This window comes from Chitinophaga sp. (assembly GCF_019236475.1).
Lineage (GTDB): Bacteria > Bacteroidota > Bacteroidia > Chitinophagales > Chitinophagaceae > Chitinophaga.
In genome coordinates, this window is the sequence record NZ_JAFAIX010000003.1 from 234,244 (window position 1) to 249,577 (window position 15,334).

Here is a 15,334-nt window from a genome sequence, read left to right on the forward strand (position 1 = left end):
GATTTAAACGATGATTTATGGTCAGGATTTCTTCCAAATGGTTTGCATTACTAATTGTTTCTACTGCGGTATTCCTCTCTGTCATTGATCTTTTTATTGTGAATGTGGCGCTCCCCTCTATCCAGGCGGGACTACACAGCACTGAAGGAGATATACAACTGGTGATTGCCACTTATTTACTGGGCTATGCGGCATTTCTGATTACCGCCGGCAGAATGGGCGACTACTTCGGTAAAAAACGTGTATTCGTTGGCGGTATACTGGCATTTACATTGACTTCCTGTTTGTGTGGCATGGCACAATCGGCCCAACAATTGAATATTGCCCGCTTCTTTCAGGGTATCAGCGCGGCGGTGATGATTCCCCAGAGTATTGCTTATATCCATGTGCTCTTCCCTATCCATGAGGAACGTATCAAGGCATTGGGTATCTATGGTACCATTGCGGGCAGCGCCTCCGTTGTTGGACAATTCCTCGGCGGTATGATCCCTGAGCTCCACTTTTTGATGGATGGCTGGAGATGGATTTTTCTCATCAATCTGCCGATAGGTGTACCAGCAGCAATACTCGCGGTACGGTGTCTCACCGATACTAATCGCCAACAACAATCCCGTTTTGATACTTCCGGCGTGTTATTACTGACGGCTACATTAGTCTGCCTGGTGTACCCACTCATCCGCGGCCGAGAGCTGGGCTGGCCACTTTGGGCAATTACCATGTTGCTGACAGCTTTCCTGCTACTGGGAATATTTATTTACGATCAGTATAAAAAAGGATTAAGACAACAGCAACCACTGATCAACTTACAGCTATTTAAATTCCGGGATTTCAATATTGCCTTGGGTGTCGTGATTTTTTATTTCATGGTGCAGGATTCCTATTTCCTGGTAAATACGGTAATGCTGCAAACTGGTTTAGGCTATAGCTCAGGACTCACCGGGATGCTATTTGTGTACCAGGGAGTGGGTTATGTAGTGGCGTCTCTCCTATCTATCAAGCTGGTCAAGCGTTTCGGTAAAAAGGTATTACAAGTGGGGGCATTGATAATGACCTTCGGATTGATAGGCCATCGCCTGCTTTTTAATGCAGACATGCAACCTGGGGTTTCCCTGTATCTGCTACTATTTGTGTATGGAATGGGATGTGGGTCTGTATTGCCTGGTCTGCTAACGCTATCCCTGAAGAGTATTCCAGCAGCCTATGCGGGCGCTGCTTCCGGTACTTATTCTACCTTTCAACAAACAGCGGTGGCCTTGGGAGTTGGGATCACAGGAGGAATATTTTTCTGGTCACTACATGAACAACATACCACCATGGCCTATTTGAGCGCATATCAGACGGCTACTTGGGTGAATATTATCTTTCTGCTGATGGTGTCTGTGCTGCTATATTGGCTCCCAGAAGAATAAAAAAAAAGCGGTTATCTAAAGTAGATAACCGCTCTCCTATTAGTTTTGCTTGCGCAGATATTTTGTGAGAATGACGATGGTCTGACCTTCAATCTTTCCTTCGATTTGTTCTGTATTATCTTCTACCAGGCGGATATTTTTCACCACAGTACCCAGTTTGGCGTTGAGGGTAGAGCCTTTTACATCTAGTGATTTGGTGAGCACTACCGTATCTCCGTGTTGCAGTACTTGTCCGTTACAATCGCGGTGCAGATCTACGCTGGCATCATTTTCATGATCGCCGGAGGCTTTCGCCCATGCGAGTCTTTCATCATCCAGGTACATCATTTCCAGTTGTTCAGCAGCCCAGCTTTGATCACGCAGGCGGTTGAGCATACGCCAGGAAACCACCTGTACGCCCGGTACTTCACTCCACATAGAAGTAGTCAAACAATTCCAGTGTGCAGCATTCAGTTCTGCTTTTTTCTCAATCTGACTGCGACAGGTATCACAAATGAGAATGCTGTACTCCTCTGTAGCGCCCGTTTCCGGCAGTACTTCATAGATTTTCAGCCCTGCATCCGCAGCACAAAGTTCGCAGGTATTATTGCTGCGTTGCTGTAAAATTGCTTCCAGTTTCATATTGATTCAAATAAAATGGCCGCAAAGATAAGCTTTTTTTATGGCATGCATGGATTTGCCACAACAGTAGTGGATTAGGAAGTTAATTTCGAGAGATGACATCCATCAGGCATGATAAGTTTTATCCAGTTGAGATCTGAACTCCGGATGCTTTTGGAGGAAGCTGGCTACAAAAGGACAATACACCATAACAGGCTTGTGCAAGGATTTGGCATAGTCAAACGCCGCGCGCGCCAACATAGTCCCTACACCCTGGCCATTCATGGAAGCGGGAACAGTAGTATGCATGAAGGCGATGTTATTCTTATAAAAGCGATAACTCAGGGTCGCTTTCTCTTCGCTACCCTGTACCTCCAACTGCTGCAATTTCGTATTATTGAACACCTTATATTCTTCACTTTCCATAATGGTGTTATTTGTTCCCTATAAAAATAACACACAGGCGCGAATGGTTGTTGTTAAGAAAAAGATAAATCCCGACGCCAGGGCGCCGGGATCAATATCATTTCTACTGAATTGCTATAGTACGTTAACAGGACGCTTGTTATCATCAATCGCTACAAATGTAAACGTACCGGAAATAGCCAATGCTCTGTAGTCGGAATACATCTCTTCGATATAAATTTCCACACTTACTTTCATACTAGTGTTGCCTACTTTCGATACTTTCCCTATTAACTCTACAATGGTTCCAGCAGGAATAGGTTTAGTAAAATCAATTCTGTCGGAAGACACGGTCACTACTTTCTTACGGGTAAATCGCGTAGCAGTAATGAAGGCTACTTCATCCATGAGATACATGGCCGTGCCACCAAACATCGTATCATAGTGATTAGTACTGTCAGGAAATATTGCTTTGAAGATATGTGTCTCCGAGGCCTGTATGCGTTCTTCTATCGTCATCATTCATTATGTTTTTATAGCTGTGAAATGTTTAAGTTCTGCCCGTCAGGCGTCTCGGGCTACTTCTACCGAATGTTTAAGTTCCGCCCGAACAGGAAAACTTCCAGAGAGGACCACTTCTACCGAATGTTTAAGTTCCGCCCGAATGGGCGGAACTTAAACAAAAAAAACAACTCAACACCGAAGGTGTTGAGTTATCATCCGCATATATCAAGCAGGAATCTTACTCCGTAAGGTTTTAGCAGCAGCCACCATCGCAGCTACAGCCGCTTTGGTTTCTGGCCAATCTCTTGTTTTCAGTCCGCAGTCCGGATTCACCCAAAGCTGCTCTGCAGGAATCACTGCCATGGCCTGTTCCATGAGGCGCACCATTTCTTCCTCCGAAGGAATACGCGGGGAGTGAATATCATAGACACCTGGTCCAATATCATTCGGGTATTTGAAGTTGGCGAAACCTTCCAGCAACTCAGATTGAGAGCGACTCGTTTCTATCGTGATCACATCCGCATCCAATGCTGCAATGCTTTCGAAGATATCATTAAACTCTGCATAACACATGTGCGTATGAATCTGAGTTTTATCTTCTACGCCAGAAGAGGCTACCCTAAAGGCTTTGACCGCACTCTGCAAGTAGTTGTCCCAGTTCTCATGGCGCAATGGCAATCCTTCTCGCAACGCAGGCTCATCAATCTGAATGACACGGATACCCGCATCTTCCAAATCGCGCACTTCATCACGAATGGCGAGTGCAATTTGCAAACAAGTAGTAGCCCTTGGCTGGTCATTGCGCACAAAGCTCCATTGGAGAATCGTTACAGGACCTGTTAACATCCCTTTTACTGGCTTATCTGTGAGGGATTGGGCATACTGAGTATAATATACCGTCATCGGCGCTTTACGGGCTACGTCGCCAACAATGATCGGCGGTTTCACACAGCGGCTCCCATAACTCTGCACCCAGCCATATTGGGTGAATACAAACCCTTCCAGTTGCTCGCCGAAATATTCTACCATGTCGTTCCGCTCAAACTCGCCATGTACCAACACATCCATACCAATGGATTCCTGCCACCGAATGGAGGCCGCTGTTTCCTCTTTAATCAGCGCATCGTATTCCGCAGCAGTGAGTTCTCCTTTCTTCCATTTGGTACGCCAAGAACGAACTGTAGCCGTTTGTGGGAAAGAGCCAATGGTAGTTGTAGGGAATAATGGTAAGTGTAACACCTCCTGCTGCAATTGCTTTCTTTGCAGGAAGGCACTCGTTCGTTGTGCATCTTCATCTGTAACAGCCGCTGTACGCGCAGCCACTGCCGGCCGATGAATCAGCGAAGAGGTACGGCGATCCGCCATAGCAACCTGGTTGTCTTTCAATGCCTGTAAGGCATTCACAGAAGGGTCATTGCCTGCCAGTTCGGCCAGCGTCTTCACCTCATCCAATTTCTGCTTTGCAAAAGCCATCCATGACTTGATAGCAGTCGGCAGATTTTTTTCATCTGTTTCCAGATCCAGATCACAAGGCACATGCAACAGAGAGCAAGAAGGCGCTATCAGCAAACGTTCGCTGCCAATGGCTTCCTGGGCCTTATGAATCAGGGCAAGGGATTGATCATAATCGTTTTTCCAGATATTCCGACCGTCTACAACGCCAAGGGATAAACGCAGTTTTGTATGACGGATATTTGTTTCCAAGATATCATCCAATTGAGCCGGGCAACGCACCAGATCTAAGTGTAACGTTTGTATGGGTAATTGCAATACGGTTTGCAGGTTTTCTCCATAGCATTCAAAATAAGATGCCAGGATAAAATGCAGATGTGGGAACGCTTTCTGGAAAGTGGTATATGCGGTAGTAATCGCGTGTCTATCCAACTCGCTCAGGTTAAGCGAAAGACACGGCTCATCCAACTGGATATGATGCGCATTCAGCTCATCCAGTTTACGTAATACTTCCAAGTAAACTGGCAATAATTTAGGGAGTAATTGCAAGCGATGGAATCCTTTCTCCTTCTCCTTACCGAGCAACAGGAAGGACACAGGTCCCAGTAACACAGGTTTGGCTTCAAAGCCGGCCCTTTTAGCTTCATGATACTGAGAAATCACTTTCTCTGAGAAGAGGGAAAATTGCTGATTGGCAGAGAATTCTGGTACAATGTAATGGTAGTTGGTATCAAACCATTTGGTCATTTCCATCGCGGTAACATCCAAGCCCTCTTTTTGGTAACCACGGGCCATGGCGAACTGTAGATCCAGTTGTGACAACTGTTTATCTACTAACAACTCATGATAACGCGCAGGAATAGTGCCTGTCATCAGGCAGGTATCCAACACATGATCGTAAAAAGTAAAATCGTTACAGGGGATGATATCGATGCCAGCATCCTTTTGCAGGTACCAGTTGTTCAGACGAATGTTCTTAGCCGTTTGTTCCAATTCCTGCGCGGAAATTTTACCTGCCCAGTAGGATTCATTGGCTTTTTTCAATTCACGATGGGCGCCGATCCGCGGGTAGCCCAGGTTGTGTGTAATCATGGTACTTCCGGTTTTAAAGTCAATTAAGATGATTGCTCATCTTTCATTTACTCCAACACCTCCGTAGCCTGGCGGGAATGGATAATTACAGACACACTGCGTACGTCAGTATTTGTAACTATACCAGAAAGCTGACCCACTTCAGTCCACGAAAGTAATTGTCAACATTCAGCTATGGCAGGTCTCCTGGCTTGCAGTATTCCATCCGTCCTTCTCGTCCTTTCAGACAATGAACCTCTATGGGATGAAATTCAGGTAACTGCTTACAGTTGCGGGACAGCCGGCGATTTTCACACCGTTCCCTTTTAATGCTGCCATCATACGGCAGCAACCATCGCTATTTTCAAAAAGTAAATCAAAGAAGATTATGACACAAATATAGAATATTCATCTCCAAATAAACAAATAAAAAGAACAATTAGTTAAAATTCATCATTCAAAAGGAAAATATTCACAAATACAGGCCATATATAGTATATTATTCTAAAAAGAAAGCCCCGCCAAAAGGCAGGGCCGTTGCGCTCTTAAGTATGAATGGTTGGTTTTGAAAATCGAAACGTTGGTTTTAAAATCGCTCCCGATATGAAATAGCTTTGATCTTTCCGAATCCTGTAAAGCGCTCTGTCTTAGTTAAGGTAGCATGGCTGTTCACAAAATCTGCCGGATAGTAACCCGTCAGTGTGCCGTTACCATTTGCCGCACTATAAGTACCTACCATCAGGTAATTACCCCTGTTTGTAGGCGATACATCCATGTATTTAGATGCCCAGAATACATGTTGTTCTAACAGCGTTACTTCCTCCTGTCCTGCATCCAGTACCATATAAGTTTGATCCGGGTAATCCTTACTGGTAGCGTAGACCCGACTACCAACTGCATAGAACAGCGTACCACTGTTTTTATCAATTGCAAAATGAGTGGCCTTGTCAATATCTGTTCCGGTAAGTTTGACAAATTTATCCTGCACATTGGTAGTACTGATATCGAAGACGGCCAGCCATCTGGAATTATCCGCTGCTTTCAGTACCGCATATGTCAGGGTGTTAAATGGTGTTGAACGCATCCATACCAAATCCATGTTTACATTATTGTAATTGAAATAAGGCATATAAACCGGATCTGTAGCTGGCGCCACACACTGGCCTGCATTGGGCGAATAACGGAGAAATCTGCGTTTCTCTGTATCAAAAAGCACCAATGCTCCATTGACAGTCATCTTGAATTGTCGACCTATAAAAGGCGCTGCTTTGAATCGCTTGCTCTCCCCACTAACAATATTCACCGGATTACCATAGTACATGTAGTTTAAACGTTCATAAACGTTGCCCTGTCCATCATATAGATAAATGTAGGATGGGTGAATGCCGGAGCCTCCAGATCCTACAAAATCAGGATGGAAGGAAGCAGAGTCCTTGGTAACAAATTCATGTGCGGTATTCCATTGCCATTTCGTGGTCATGTCGTCATTACGAAGCTTCCAGGCACCTTGATCTGTACAGATGTAAATCCATTCTTTATCGGCCGCAGTGGTAGTACCGTGTCCTGGCGGCGGAACGGTATTACCATTGGTAGAAGAATACATGTAGGCTACATCTTTCGGACCTGTCAATTTTTTCGGCAGATCAGGAGAGGCCGCAAGGATATCTTTCGTCACCGCTGGGGGGTTGTTGGTCAGGAAATTGACCATATCCAGTCTGGCAGCGCCATTCACATCACTGAATACCAGCCACCCTTCATAAGTACCGGATACTACGTTCAATCCTCCTTGACTGAAAGTATAAATATTCCCACTCACCTTATCCTTCATACGGAATATCAGTTTATAGGTACCTACTGCCAAGTTAATCCTTGTATTAAGAACCCTGGTAGTATCCAAACGGAAAACGGTGGACGATGGCGTAGCAGCATACCATTCGCAGGTATACCGGTACTGCTGCTGCAATACAGTAGTATCCTGCGTAGCGCTGAAATAAGGCGTTACGTGCAAGGTATCATACTGATAAACATCTTTAACTCCTTGTAGACTGTCTACCTTAATCTGGTTGACATCTTTATAATCATAATTGCCCAAATCCCGATAGCAGCCGGCAAACATAGCTCCAGCCAATAATCCAAGGGCAGTGGTTTTTATATTTATATTCCTGGTTGATAACATGTTTAATAGTTTTGATTATTCACTATGGCAAATCCTCTATACAACTGTTCTTGGAAGAATTACCGGAGGTCATAGGAGACGCGGCGCCGGTAACATCATCATAATCCATCACTGTTTTTCCGGCGGCAGACAATGCGTTGAATACACAATAAAGTCGCTGTCCCCAGGCAATGATCATATACGGACTGGAAGGTTGCGCCTGCAAGTAATCGCTGGTAACGCCAAAATAATCCTGGATAAATTTGTACTTGGTACGGGAGAATTTACCGAGATAAGAATCTCCTAATCCCGTCCACCACATTGGTTTAGGCACATTATCGTATATACCAAAAGTGCGTACCAGGATGTCTTTTTTATTTCTACTTACCATTCTGCTGCCATAATCGACAGACAAATTATCTCCCGCCGATTCCAACTTCACTGTTAGATACAATGGCTTGCTAGCCATCACCGGCAGTCTTTTAATTTTTACAGGCACGAATGCCACTGAACGACCCGCTTTTAACACACAATCTTCTTCCTTCATGGTCACCGCATCCATAGGAATAGTGGAGGTTTGCTGGTCAATCACCAATTTGAATTTTCTATCGCGATTGGCAACATTCCCTTGCAACAATACGCGCACAGACAACACCACTTCCTTAGTTGCTTCCGGCGCACCCCCAATCACATTTACAATGGTGTCTAATCTACGAGTGGTATCGGCGTTATATAATGTCCAGTGGGTATCATAGGTACCATCTGCTAACGGATAATATACCGCCACACTATCGCGACTAGATTGACTGAAATAAACTGCATCTTGGGCGGTAAACCGCGCCAACTGCTCTTTACGGCAACCTGCTACAACGAAGAGCAGGAATAATATAGCTACAGCGCTTAATTTTCTGTACATCATCTTCATTGTAATTTTAGTGAACATTGGTTTCTGCATCAGGTACCGGTACCTGGTAGGTTTTTGTTGTCATAGGTACCGTCTGCCCATCCACATTACCGGAAGGAATAGCGGCGGTAAAATTGCGCTTGTAATAGAAAAACAGTTGTCCTTCTCCCCAGAATTCTTTTCTGTATTCTTTTGCAATAGCGTCAGACAATAAGCCTACTGTATTCATGGTTGTATTTCTTGCGCCACGTACCACATTCAGGTATTTCCAGCCATCCGCCGGATCAGCGGCTGTTTCAGCAGCAATCAGGAAGCACTCGGAGGCTCTGAGAATAGGTACCCGCTGCACCACCTGGAACTTATAAAAGCATTTAAAAGTGATCGTAGACCCCGCAGGAACATTCCATACAGCAGTGGACATACGGGGATCATCTGTCTTTCCCTCATAAGTAGCACTCAACACATTCGGACTCGGATACAACATTTTGGGAACTGTTTGGATGGCTGGTGAAAACCAAGCATTAAAGGCATCCACCAACTTGGTGTTCTGCAAGGAGAACATTACATCCCCCATCAGTGCTGGATCTTGGGCTACATTGGTATATTTTGTAAACGTATACCGGATATCCTTGGCACTCATTACTTCCATCGCTTTAGAAAATGCGTTTTGCTTGTCGCCACGATAGAGGTACATCCTGGCCAACAATGCTGCTGCACCTGAATGGGTCATACGCCCGTAATCCTGCACATACGAAGAATCCAGCAATTGGTACGCTTGTACCCCATCACGCAACAGGGAATCCATGATTTGTTTGGCTGGCAAATAAGGACCAGGATCGGCGGAAGTGCGGGTGTAGTAAGGAATAGACGGCGCAGTAGAATCAACCAAGTAAACCGGACCATAAAAACGCAGCAGGTCAAAATAACAGAAGGTGCGCAGTGCCAGCGCTTCTCCTTTCACCTTTTTGAAAGTCGTTTCATCAAAAATGTTCCGCTTTGCATCGATATTTTGCAAAATGGTATTCAGGTTGGCGATCTGCGTGTATAAGCCACTCCAGATAAATCCAAACATACCTTTTGAAATGGTGCTACCGTAATTATAACTAGCTACATCCACGTAATTATATATGGAACCACTATTGTCTGCCTGCTGATAACGCTGCCCAAGCAGCTCTGCTGCCACCATATTGATAGTACCGCCGTAAGCAGGCTTAGCTGCCAATTGCAGGTATACGCCGTTCAGATGCTGTTTGAAACCTTCTGGTGTCTGGTAAGCCTCATCCATCCCTACGGAGGTTTCTGGCTTCACATCCAGGTATTTGTTACAGGAAACAGCAGTAAGCAAGACCGCTGCCGCCAAAAAGTTATTTAGATATCTTTTCATAAATTCAGTAGTTAAAATGTTGCACTCAGGGTAAAGGATACTGACCTTGCATAAGGATAATCAATACCACGTTCACGGGTAATCGTAGACAAACGGAAGATATCATTCATATATCCTGTCAGTCGTAAACTATTCATACCAGCGCGTTTCAGCCATGGCGCTCCCATAAAATCATATCCGATGGAGAAAGACTCTCCACTCAATGCATTTTCTTTCTGTATAAACCTGCCAGAAATAGGCGTAGTACCAGTAATAGCAATACCCTTATACTGTGCCTGATCTCCCGGCTGACGCCAGCGGCCTTCCAATGCTCTCGCATCTAGGTTCTCTGTCATCGCCTGCCATATGCTTGCATTCTCTACTTTGTTGTAAACGGCAGTATTCAACTGCCAAGAGTTCAACAGGTAACGCATGTTGATACCCAGTGAAAAACCTTTCAACTGGAAACTAGTACCAATCACTCCTTGCATTGATGGCTGAGAATTACCTACTCTAACGGCATCGGCTGCACGATAATCATACGTGCGCTCCCCATTTTTGGTAAGAAACACTTCTCTACCAGTGGCGGGATCTATACCCAAAGAACGTACGGCCCAAAAGTCATCCGGACTTGCGCCATCATAGTAGCGCTGTAAGGCAAGATTACCACCCGTAGTAGTATGAATCAAACTATCATTCGTACCAGCGCCTTCGCTAGCGGAATTGTACTGCGACAGCTTATTCCCAAGGCCGCCAAACACGGATTTGAAATGAGAGCCACTTGCATTTACTCGCCAGTACATACGCTGATCCGGTTTACTGAGTACCGTTGCATTAACAGTGAAGTCCATACCACGGGTATGGGAATTACCCATATTCAGTACCTGGTAGCTCATTCCTACAGATGGTGCGGCATTCAGGGACACTACCAGTGGGTCAGTGAATTTATCATACACATTCAAGGTCAGATTCAATCTGCTGTTTAATAACCTCGCATCAAAACCGACTGTTTTATTCAACGTTTTCTGCCATGCCAGGTTGGAATTACCCCAAGTAGATACCATCAAACCTGCGCCGTAGTCATTTAATGCTCCTCCGATAAAGGAAAGGGTGCTAAAGGAATTATAAGACCCGAAATTTTGATTACCCGGATTACCTACGCTGGCACGGATTTGCAGGTAGTTGATATAAGATGACTTTTTGAAGAATGCTTCATTATGTACATTCCACGCAGCACCAAAGGTCCAGGTGCTCGTAAATCTCCTATTAATACCGAATACGGAAGATCCATCATTGCGATAGGTGAAGTCTACCATATATCTCCTGTCATAACCATAGTGGGCGTTGGCAAAGAAGCTGGTACTTCTTTTTACTGCTTTGCCATAAGAAGGATACCCTCCCTGCGGATAGCCTGTTCCAAATGCGGGCGTCAGAAAGGAAGAAGCCGGAAACCCTACGGCTGTATAGCTATCAGTGGTACTGGTATTACTATTCACGGTAAAACCAGGAACAAAATTCAGTTCGTGTTTATCATGGAATACAGCACCATAACTACCTTGCAGATATCCTTCATAACTAAAGGTCCTGGTACGTCCATGTACATACTTTCCTTTCTGGGTAATATCAACGTTATCAAACTCTGTGTTCATAGGTGAACGCAGGTATTCTGATTCGTCATTATTTTGTGTAAGACCTACTCGCGCATCAAAGCGAATGTTCTTATTCAACTGGTAAAAGGCTGAGAAGCGGTCTGTAATCTGCATACTTCGACTTTCATCCCTATTCGGCAGTTGCGCCTGATAGAGCGGATTAGGAACACGCTGCCAGTTCTTGTATAAATTATCTTTAGTGGAATCCAGGTATCTCCCGTCCGATTCCTGGTAAAATGGAATGCCTTTTACATATTGTGTGAAGCTGCCATAGGGAGACTCCGTTCCCTTAATACTGGTCAGCAACATCTTATTAGTGAAGGAGAGTTTACCTGTTTTATATACTACATCAATACTTCCGTTACCTGTTTGTCGGCCGGAGCCTTTCATGACACCATCCACATTCCCATATTTCAACCCCAGTCCATAACGGAATTTAGCATCTCCCCCTTCCGCATAAACAGAATAGTTCTGGCTCCAGGCGGCTTTCTTCAAGGGTTTGCCCATCCAGTATGTGTTGACGCCACGTTGTACATCCGTCAGGCGTTTGTTGTAAATTTCATCCAGGGAGGCTTGAATGTTCGGGTCTGTATTAGTATACATCCCTGCCAAACGCTGATATTCCAGTAACTGCCCTGCATTCATCATATTATAATCCCGCAGGTCAGGCATCTGGATGGAATTATCACTGGTCACCTGTAAGTTCATGGCGCCAGGATTAGGGAGTTTTGTTTCTACTACGATCACGCCATTGGCTCCTTTGGAACCATAGATGGCAGTAGAGGCGGCATCTTTCAAAATCGTAATACTGGCTACGCGGTTAATGTCCAGTCCTACGATGGTTTGCAGATCTGATTCAAATCCATCCAGGATAAAGAGGGGCTGGTTAGGATCATTTTTCAACGCGTCTGTCTGACCAATCATACTGGTTTTACCCTGTATCGCCAAGTTAGGCATGGCATTGGGATTGGAGCCTGCCAGGTTATTCTCTAGCACGAGCATAGAGGGATCGAGCGTTCGCAAGCTCTGAATAATGTTCTGATTCCCTACTGTTTTCAATTGCTGACCGGTATACACGGCATAAGATCCGGTGAAGCTTTCTTTCTTCCTGGTGAAAATACCAGTGGAAACGGTCACTTCATTGATTTGCTGGGAAGCGATCTTCAATTTCACCACTAAATTTTGCAGGTCTTTCCTACCTTTCAATGGCATAGTGATAGGCTCATAACCTACCAAACGTATTACCAGCACAGCTTCTGCAGGTACGTTGGGCAGGAAAAATTTACCATCTGCATCAGCAGCGGCGCCTTTGGCGGTTTGGTGTACCACCACTACCGCGCCAGGCAAAGGCTCTCCTTTTTCGTTCGTGATCCTGCCGGAAATGGTCACCACCTCCTGTTGTAATGCTTCCAGTATGTTTTTGGAACCACCACTTACTTTCTCTTTCAGGAAAACAGATCTATTGTTTTCATTGATAGTGAAAGTCATATCTGAACCTTTCAGACACAGCTCCATGGCTTCTTTCAAAGAAGCGTTGCGAATATCGGCTGATACGGGATGCATCCTGTCTACCTGTTCCTGGTTCCAGAAAAATGCAAAACCCGTTTGCTGTCGGAGCTGAGTAATCACCTCCTGTACTGGCGCATTCTTGACACGGAGGTTAACCCGTTGTGCAAAGGTTTTAGCGCTAATTTGCAAAGTGGCCGCCAGTAATAACACTGCAGTTATTCTCATTATTAACAGCAATTTGGTTGATAATGGCATAAAATAAATGGTTGGTTTTTGATCTTTCGTTGGTATATAGGCAAGGCTTCGCCGAGCCTTATTACTAAGGCTGCCTTGATTTTTAATGGTCGGGGGATTAAAATGAATGAAGCGAATACGAGAAATAGTTCACTGTTGTCTATTACAACGGGTGTATTAATCTCCTGTTACTATTATGGTTGATCCATCAAGTTTAGCTGTTATTCCATTCTCTTGCAAAAACTCCAGTATGGCAGACAATGGTACATTCTTGTCCATCAGGCCACCCAAACGCGTTTCGGGCAGTCGACCTTTCAGTTTTATGTCTACATCATACCATCTCGATATTTGTCGTAGTACGGCATAAGCATCCTGACCAGCAAAATATAGCTGCCCATTTCTCCAAGCGGTATTCATCGTCACATCTGCATTAGTGACAGTCAGTTTACCCGACTGTAATCTGGCCATGGTACCAGGTTGTAGCAAGACAGCCTCTCCTCCTACCAATACTTTTACTGCCCCATTGACGAGGGTGGTCTGCTGTTGCTCATCTGCATAATCCATGATATTAAAGGCCGTACCCAGTACCTGCACCACGGAACGTGTTGTCTGTACAATGAATGGCTTGGAGGCATCTGGTTTAATATCGAAATACGCTTCCCCTGTTACATGTACGGTTCTATCCTTCGTAAAGGAAGTGGGGAAACGGATGGAGGATGCGGCATTGAGCCATACCCTGGAACCATCGGGCAATACTAGCACAAATTGCCCTCCCCTTGGGGTTGTCAGTTCATTATAGGTAATTTCTCCGTTCGGAGTATTATTCGCGTAGGCTAGCTCACCATTGCGTTGCTGAATAGTGGCATTACCTTGTTGTAATATTTGATGACCGGCACTGTCCAATTCCACTTGTTTACCACCGGCGAGTGTCAATATAGCTTTGTTGGCGGCTGGCTTGCGATGAGCCATATCAGCCAGTTGATGCGTTTGCTGTTTTTGTTTTAGGTAGACGAAAGTCGCTCCAACCGTCAACGCCAACATCGCAGCAGCGGCTGCATTTCGCCAGATCCGCATCTTCCTAACATTCCCTACTGGCACTTCTACTTCCTTTGCCTGCTGCATAACACGATCGAATATATGCTGCTCCCTTTCAGGCGTCAACAATCCTGTATGCGCCGGATTATCCATCCACTCATAGATCAGTGCTTGCATGCCTTGGTCACCCTGACGGATATACGCCAGTAATTCGTGCAAATCTGATGTGGTGAGTGTATTGTTCACCAACCCTTCCAGTAATTCTTTCTTTCGATTCATGCTACTCATTTACTTCCAGGAAATTCAGCTCGCTGAACCTCCTACCTGCATAAAGACACAATTCTGATCAGGGAATACTAGTCTGCCTAAAAAAAAATTCAAATTTTTTCTCAAGCCAACATTTCGATGGCGCAAATAAGCAATAAAACCTCACTGGCATTGGATTCCAGGTACTGCCTAATATTTTGCAGCGCCTGCGCCATGTGATTCCTAACAGTATGTTTGCTGATCCCCAGACGGTTGGCAATTTCTTCCTGGGTTAAATTTTCATCCCGACTAAGTTGGTAAACTAATTGTTGTTGCGATGGTAAATGCTGTACAGCGGCTTGTAAAAGCGCCCTACCTTCTTTCTGCAATAACTGCTGTTCTGGGGTATCCCGTACTTCTCCGAGATAATCCGTCAGTTCTTCCATAAAGCGAGGGTCGGAGGATTTCTTTCTTAATTCATTGAATATATGGTTCCTGGCATGGATAAAAATATAACTACGGATATTGGTTACTTCCGGCAATGCAGTTCTGTTAAGCCATAGTTTTAGGAAAATCTCCTGTACCATGTCCTCCGCTACCACAGCCGATTTGGTAAGCATGAACGCTACCGAATATATATTGTTGCTATACTCGTGAAAGAATACACGAAAAGCATGCTCATCACCGGCTGCGACTCTCAGCAGCAGGTCCTGCGTATTATTTAATGATGTATCCTCCAAGTCTTTTAAGTCCTCGATCTGGGCTAAAAATAGAAAAAAAAGGCAGATATTTGAAGGA

At 44.8% G+C, this 15,334-nt stretch carries 11 protein-coding genes and 1 riboswitch; of the genes, 1 reads left to right on the top strand and 10 read right to left on the bottom strand.

The window, feature by feature from the left end:
- Positions 1-17 precede the first annotated feature (17 nt).
- A complete protein-coding gene (locus JO154_RS03160; RefSeq protein WP_291941767.1) occupies positions 18-1,409 on the top strand; it encodes an MFS transporter in 1,392 nt (463 codons plus the stop codon).
- A 39-nt stretch (positions 1,410-1,448) separates the two neighbouring features.
- On the opposite strand, the gene JO154_RS03165 is transcribed toward JO154_RS03160, so the two are convergent.
- The 10 genes from JO154_RS03165 to JO154_RS03210 form a co-directional block, all read right to left on the bottom strand.
- Positions 1,449-2,030, bottom strand: a complete 582-nt coding sequence (locus JO154_RS03165) for an alkylphosphonate utilization protein (RefSeq protein WP_291941768.1) — start codon at positions 2,028-2,030, stop codon at positions 1,449-1,451.
- Positions 2,031-2,135: 105 nt separating this feature from the next.
- A complete protein-coding gene (locus JO154_RS03170; RefSeq protein ID WP_291941769.1) occupies positions 2,136-2,435 on the bottom strand; it encodes a GNAT family N-acetyltransferase in 300 nt (99 codons plus the stop codon).
- A 114-nt stretch (positions 2,436-2,549) separates the two neighbouring features.
- Entirely contained in the window at positions 2,550-2,936 is a 387-nt protein-coding gene (locus JO154_RS03175) for an acyl-CoA thioesterase (protein ID WP_291941770.1), read from the bottom strand.
- A gap of 207 nt (positions 2,937-3,143) precedes the next feature.
- Complete coding sequence (metE, locus tag JO154_RS03180; protein WP_291941772.1) at positions 3,144-5,462, bottom strand: 5-methyltetrahydropteroyltriglutamate--homocysteine S-methyltransferase; 2,319 nt, start codon at positions 5,460-5,462, stop codon at positions 3,144-3,146.
- 158 nt (positions 5,463-5,620) lie between these two features.
- A riboswitch (cobalamin riboswitch) is annotated at positions 5,621-5,813 on the bottom strand.
- Positions 5,814-6,027: 214 nt separating this feature from the next.
- Positions 6,028-7,617 (bottom strand): PKD-like family lipoprotein, encoded by a 1,590-nt coding sequence (locus tag JO154_RS03185; RefSeq protein WP_291941773.1) that lies wholly within the window; start codon positions 7,615-7,617, stop codon positions 6,028-6,030.
- A gap of 22 nt (positions 7,618-7,639) precedes the next feature.
- The gene (locus JO154_RS03190; protein WP_291941775.1) at positions 7,640-8,515 is read right to left on the bottom strand and encodes a DUF4843 domain-containing protein; all 876 of its coding nucleotides are present in this window, start codon (positions 8,513-8,515) and stop codon (positions 7,640-7,642) included.
- Positions 8,516-8,528: 13 nt separating this feature from the next.
- Positions 8,529-9,884, bottom strand: coding sequence for a RagB/SusD family nutrient uptake outer membrane protein (locus JO154_RS03195; protein WP_291941776.1), 1,356 nt, complete (start codon positions 9,882-9,884; stop codon positions 8,529-8,531).
- An 11-nt stretch (positions 9,885-9,895) separates the two neighbouring features.
- Positions 9,896-13,246 (bottom strand): SusC/RagA family TonB-linked outer membrane protein, encoded by a 3,351-nt coding sequence (locus JO154_RS03200; protein ID WP_291941777.1) that lies wholly within the window; start codon positions 13,244-13,246, stop codon positions 9,896-9,898.
- A 186-nt stretch (positions 13,247-13,432) separates the two neighbouring features.
- A complete protein-coding gene (locus JO154_RS03205; RefSeq protein WP_291941778.1) occupies positions 13,433-14,569 on the bottom strand; it encodes a FecR family protein in 1,137 nt (378 codons plus the stop codon).
- 110 nt (positions 14,570-14,679) lie between these two features.
- Entirely contained in the window at positions 14,680-15,276 is a 597-nt protein-coding gene (locus JO154_RS03210) for an RNA polymerase sigma factor (protein ID WP_291941779.1), read from the bottom strand.
- Positions 15,277-15,334 lie beyond the last annotated feature (58 nt).

Excerpts from the sequence above, each read along its gene's own strand:
- JO154_RS03175 (WP_291941770.1), bottom strand. The coding sequence starts at position 2,936 with ATGATGACGATAGAAGAACGCATACAGGCCTCGGAGACACATATCTTC.
- JO154_RS03185 (WP_291941773.1), bottom strand. The coding sequence starts at position 7,617 with ATGTTATCAACCAGGAATATAAATATAAAAACCACTGCCCTTGGATTA.
- JO154_RS03205 (WP_291941778.1), bottom strand. The coding sequence starts at position 14,569 with ATGAATCGAAAGAAAGAATTACTGGAAGGGTTGGTGAACAATACACTC.
- JO154_RS03200 (WP_291941777.1), bottom strand. The coding sequence starts at position 13,246 with ATGAGAATAACTGCAGTGTTATTACTGGCGGCCACTTTGCAAATTAGC.
- metE (WP_291941772.1), bottom strand. The coding sequence starts at position 5,462 with ATGATTACACACAACCTGGGCTACCCGCGGATCGGCGCCCATCGTGAA.
- JO154_RS03190 (WP_291941775.1), bottom strand. The coding sequence starts at position 8,515 with ATGATGTACAGAAAATTAAGCGCTGTAGCTATATTATTCCTGCTCTTC.
- JO154_RS03195 (WP_291941776.1), bottom strand. The coding sequence starts at position 9,884 with ATGAAAAGATATCTAAATAACTTTTTGGCGGCAGCGGTCTTGCTTACT.
- JO154_RS03170 (WP_291941769.1), bottom strand. The coding sequence starts at position 2,435 with ATGGAAAGTGAAGAATATAAGGTGTTCAATAATACGAAATTGCAGCAG.
- JO154_RS03165 (WP_291941768.1), bottom strand. The coding sequence starts at position 2,030 with ATGAAACTGGAAGCAATTTTACAGCAACGCAGCAATAATACCTGCGAA.
- JO154_RS03160 (WP_291941767.1), top strand. The coding sequence starts at position 18 with ATGGTCAGGATTTCTTCCAAATGGTTTGCATTACTAATTGTTTCTACT.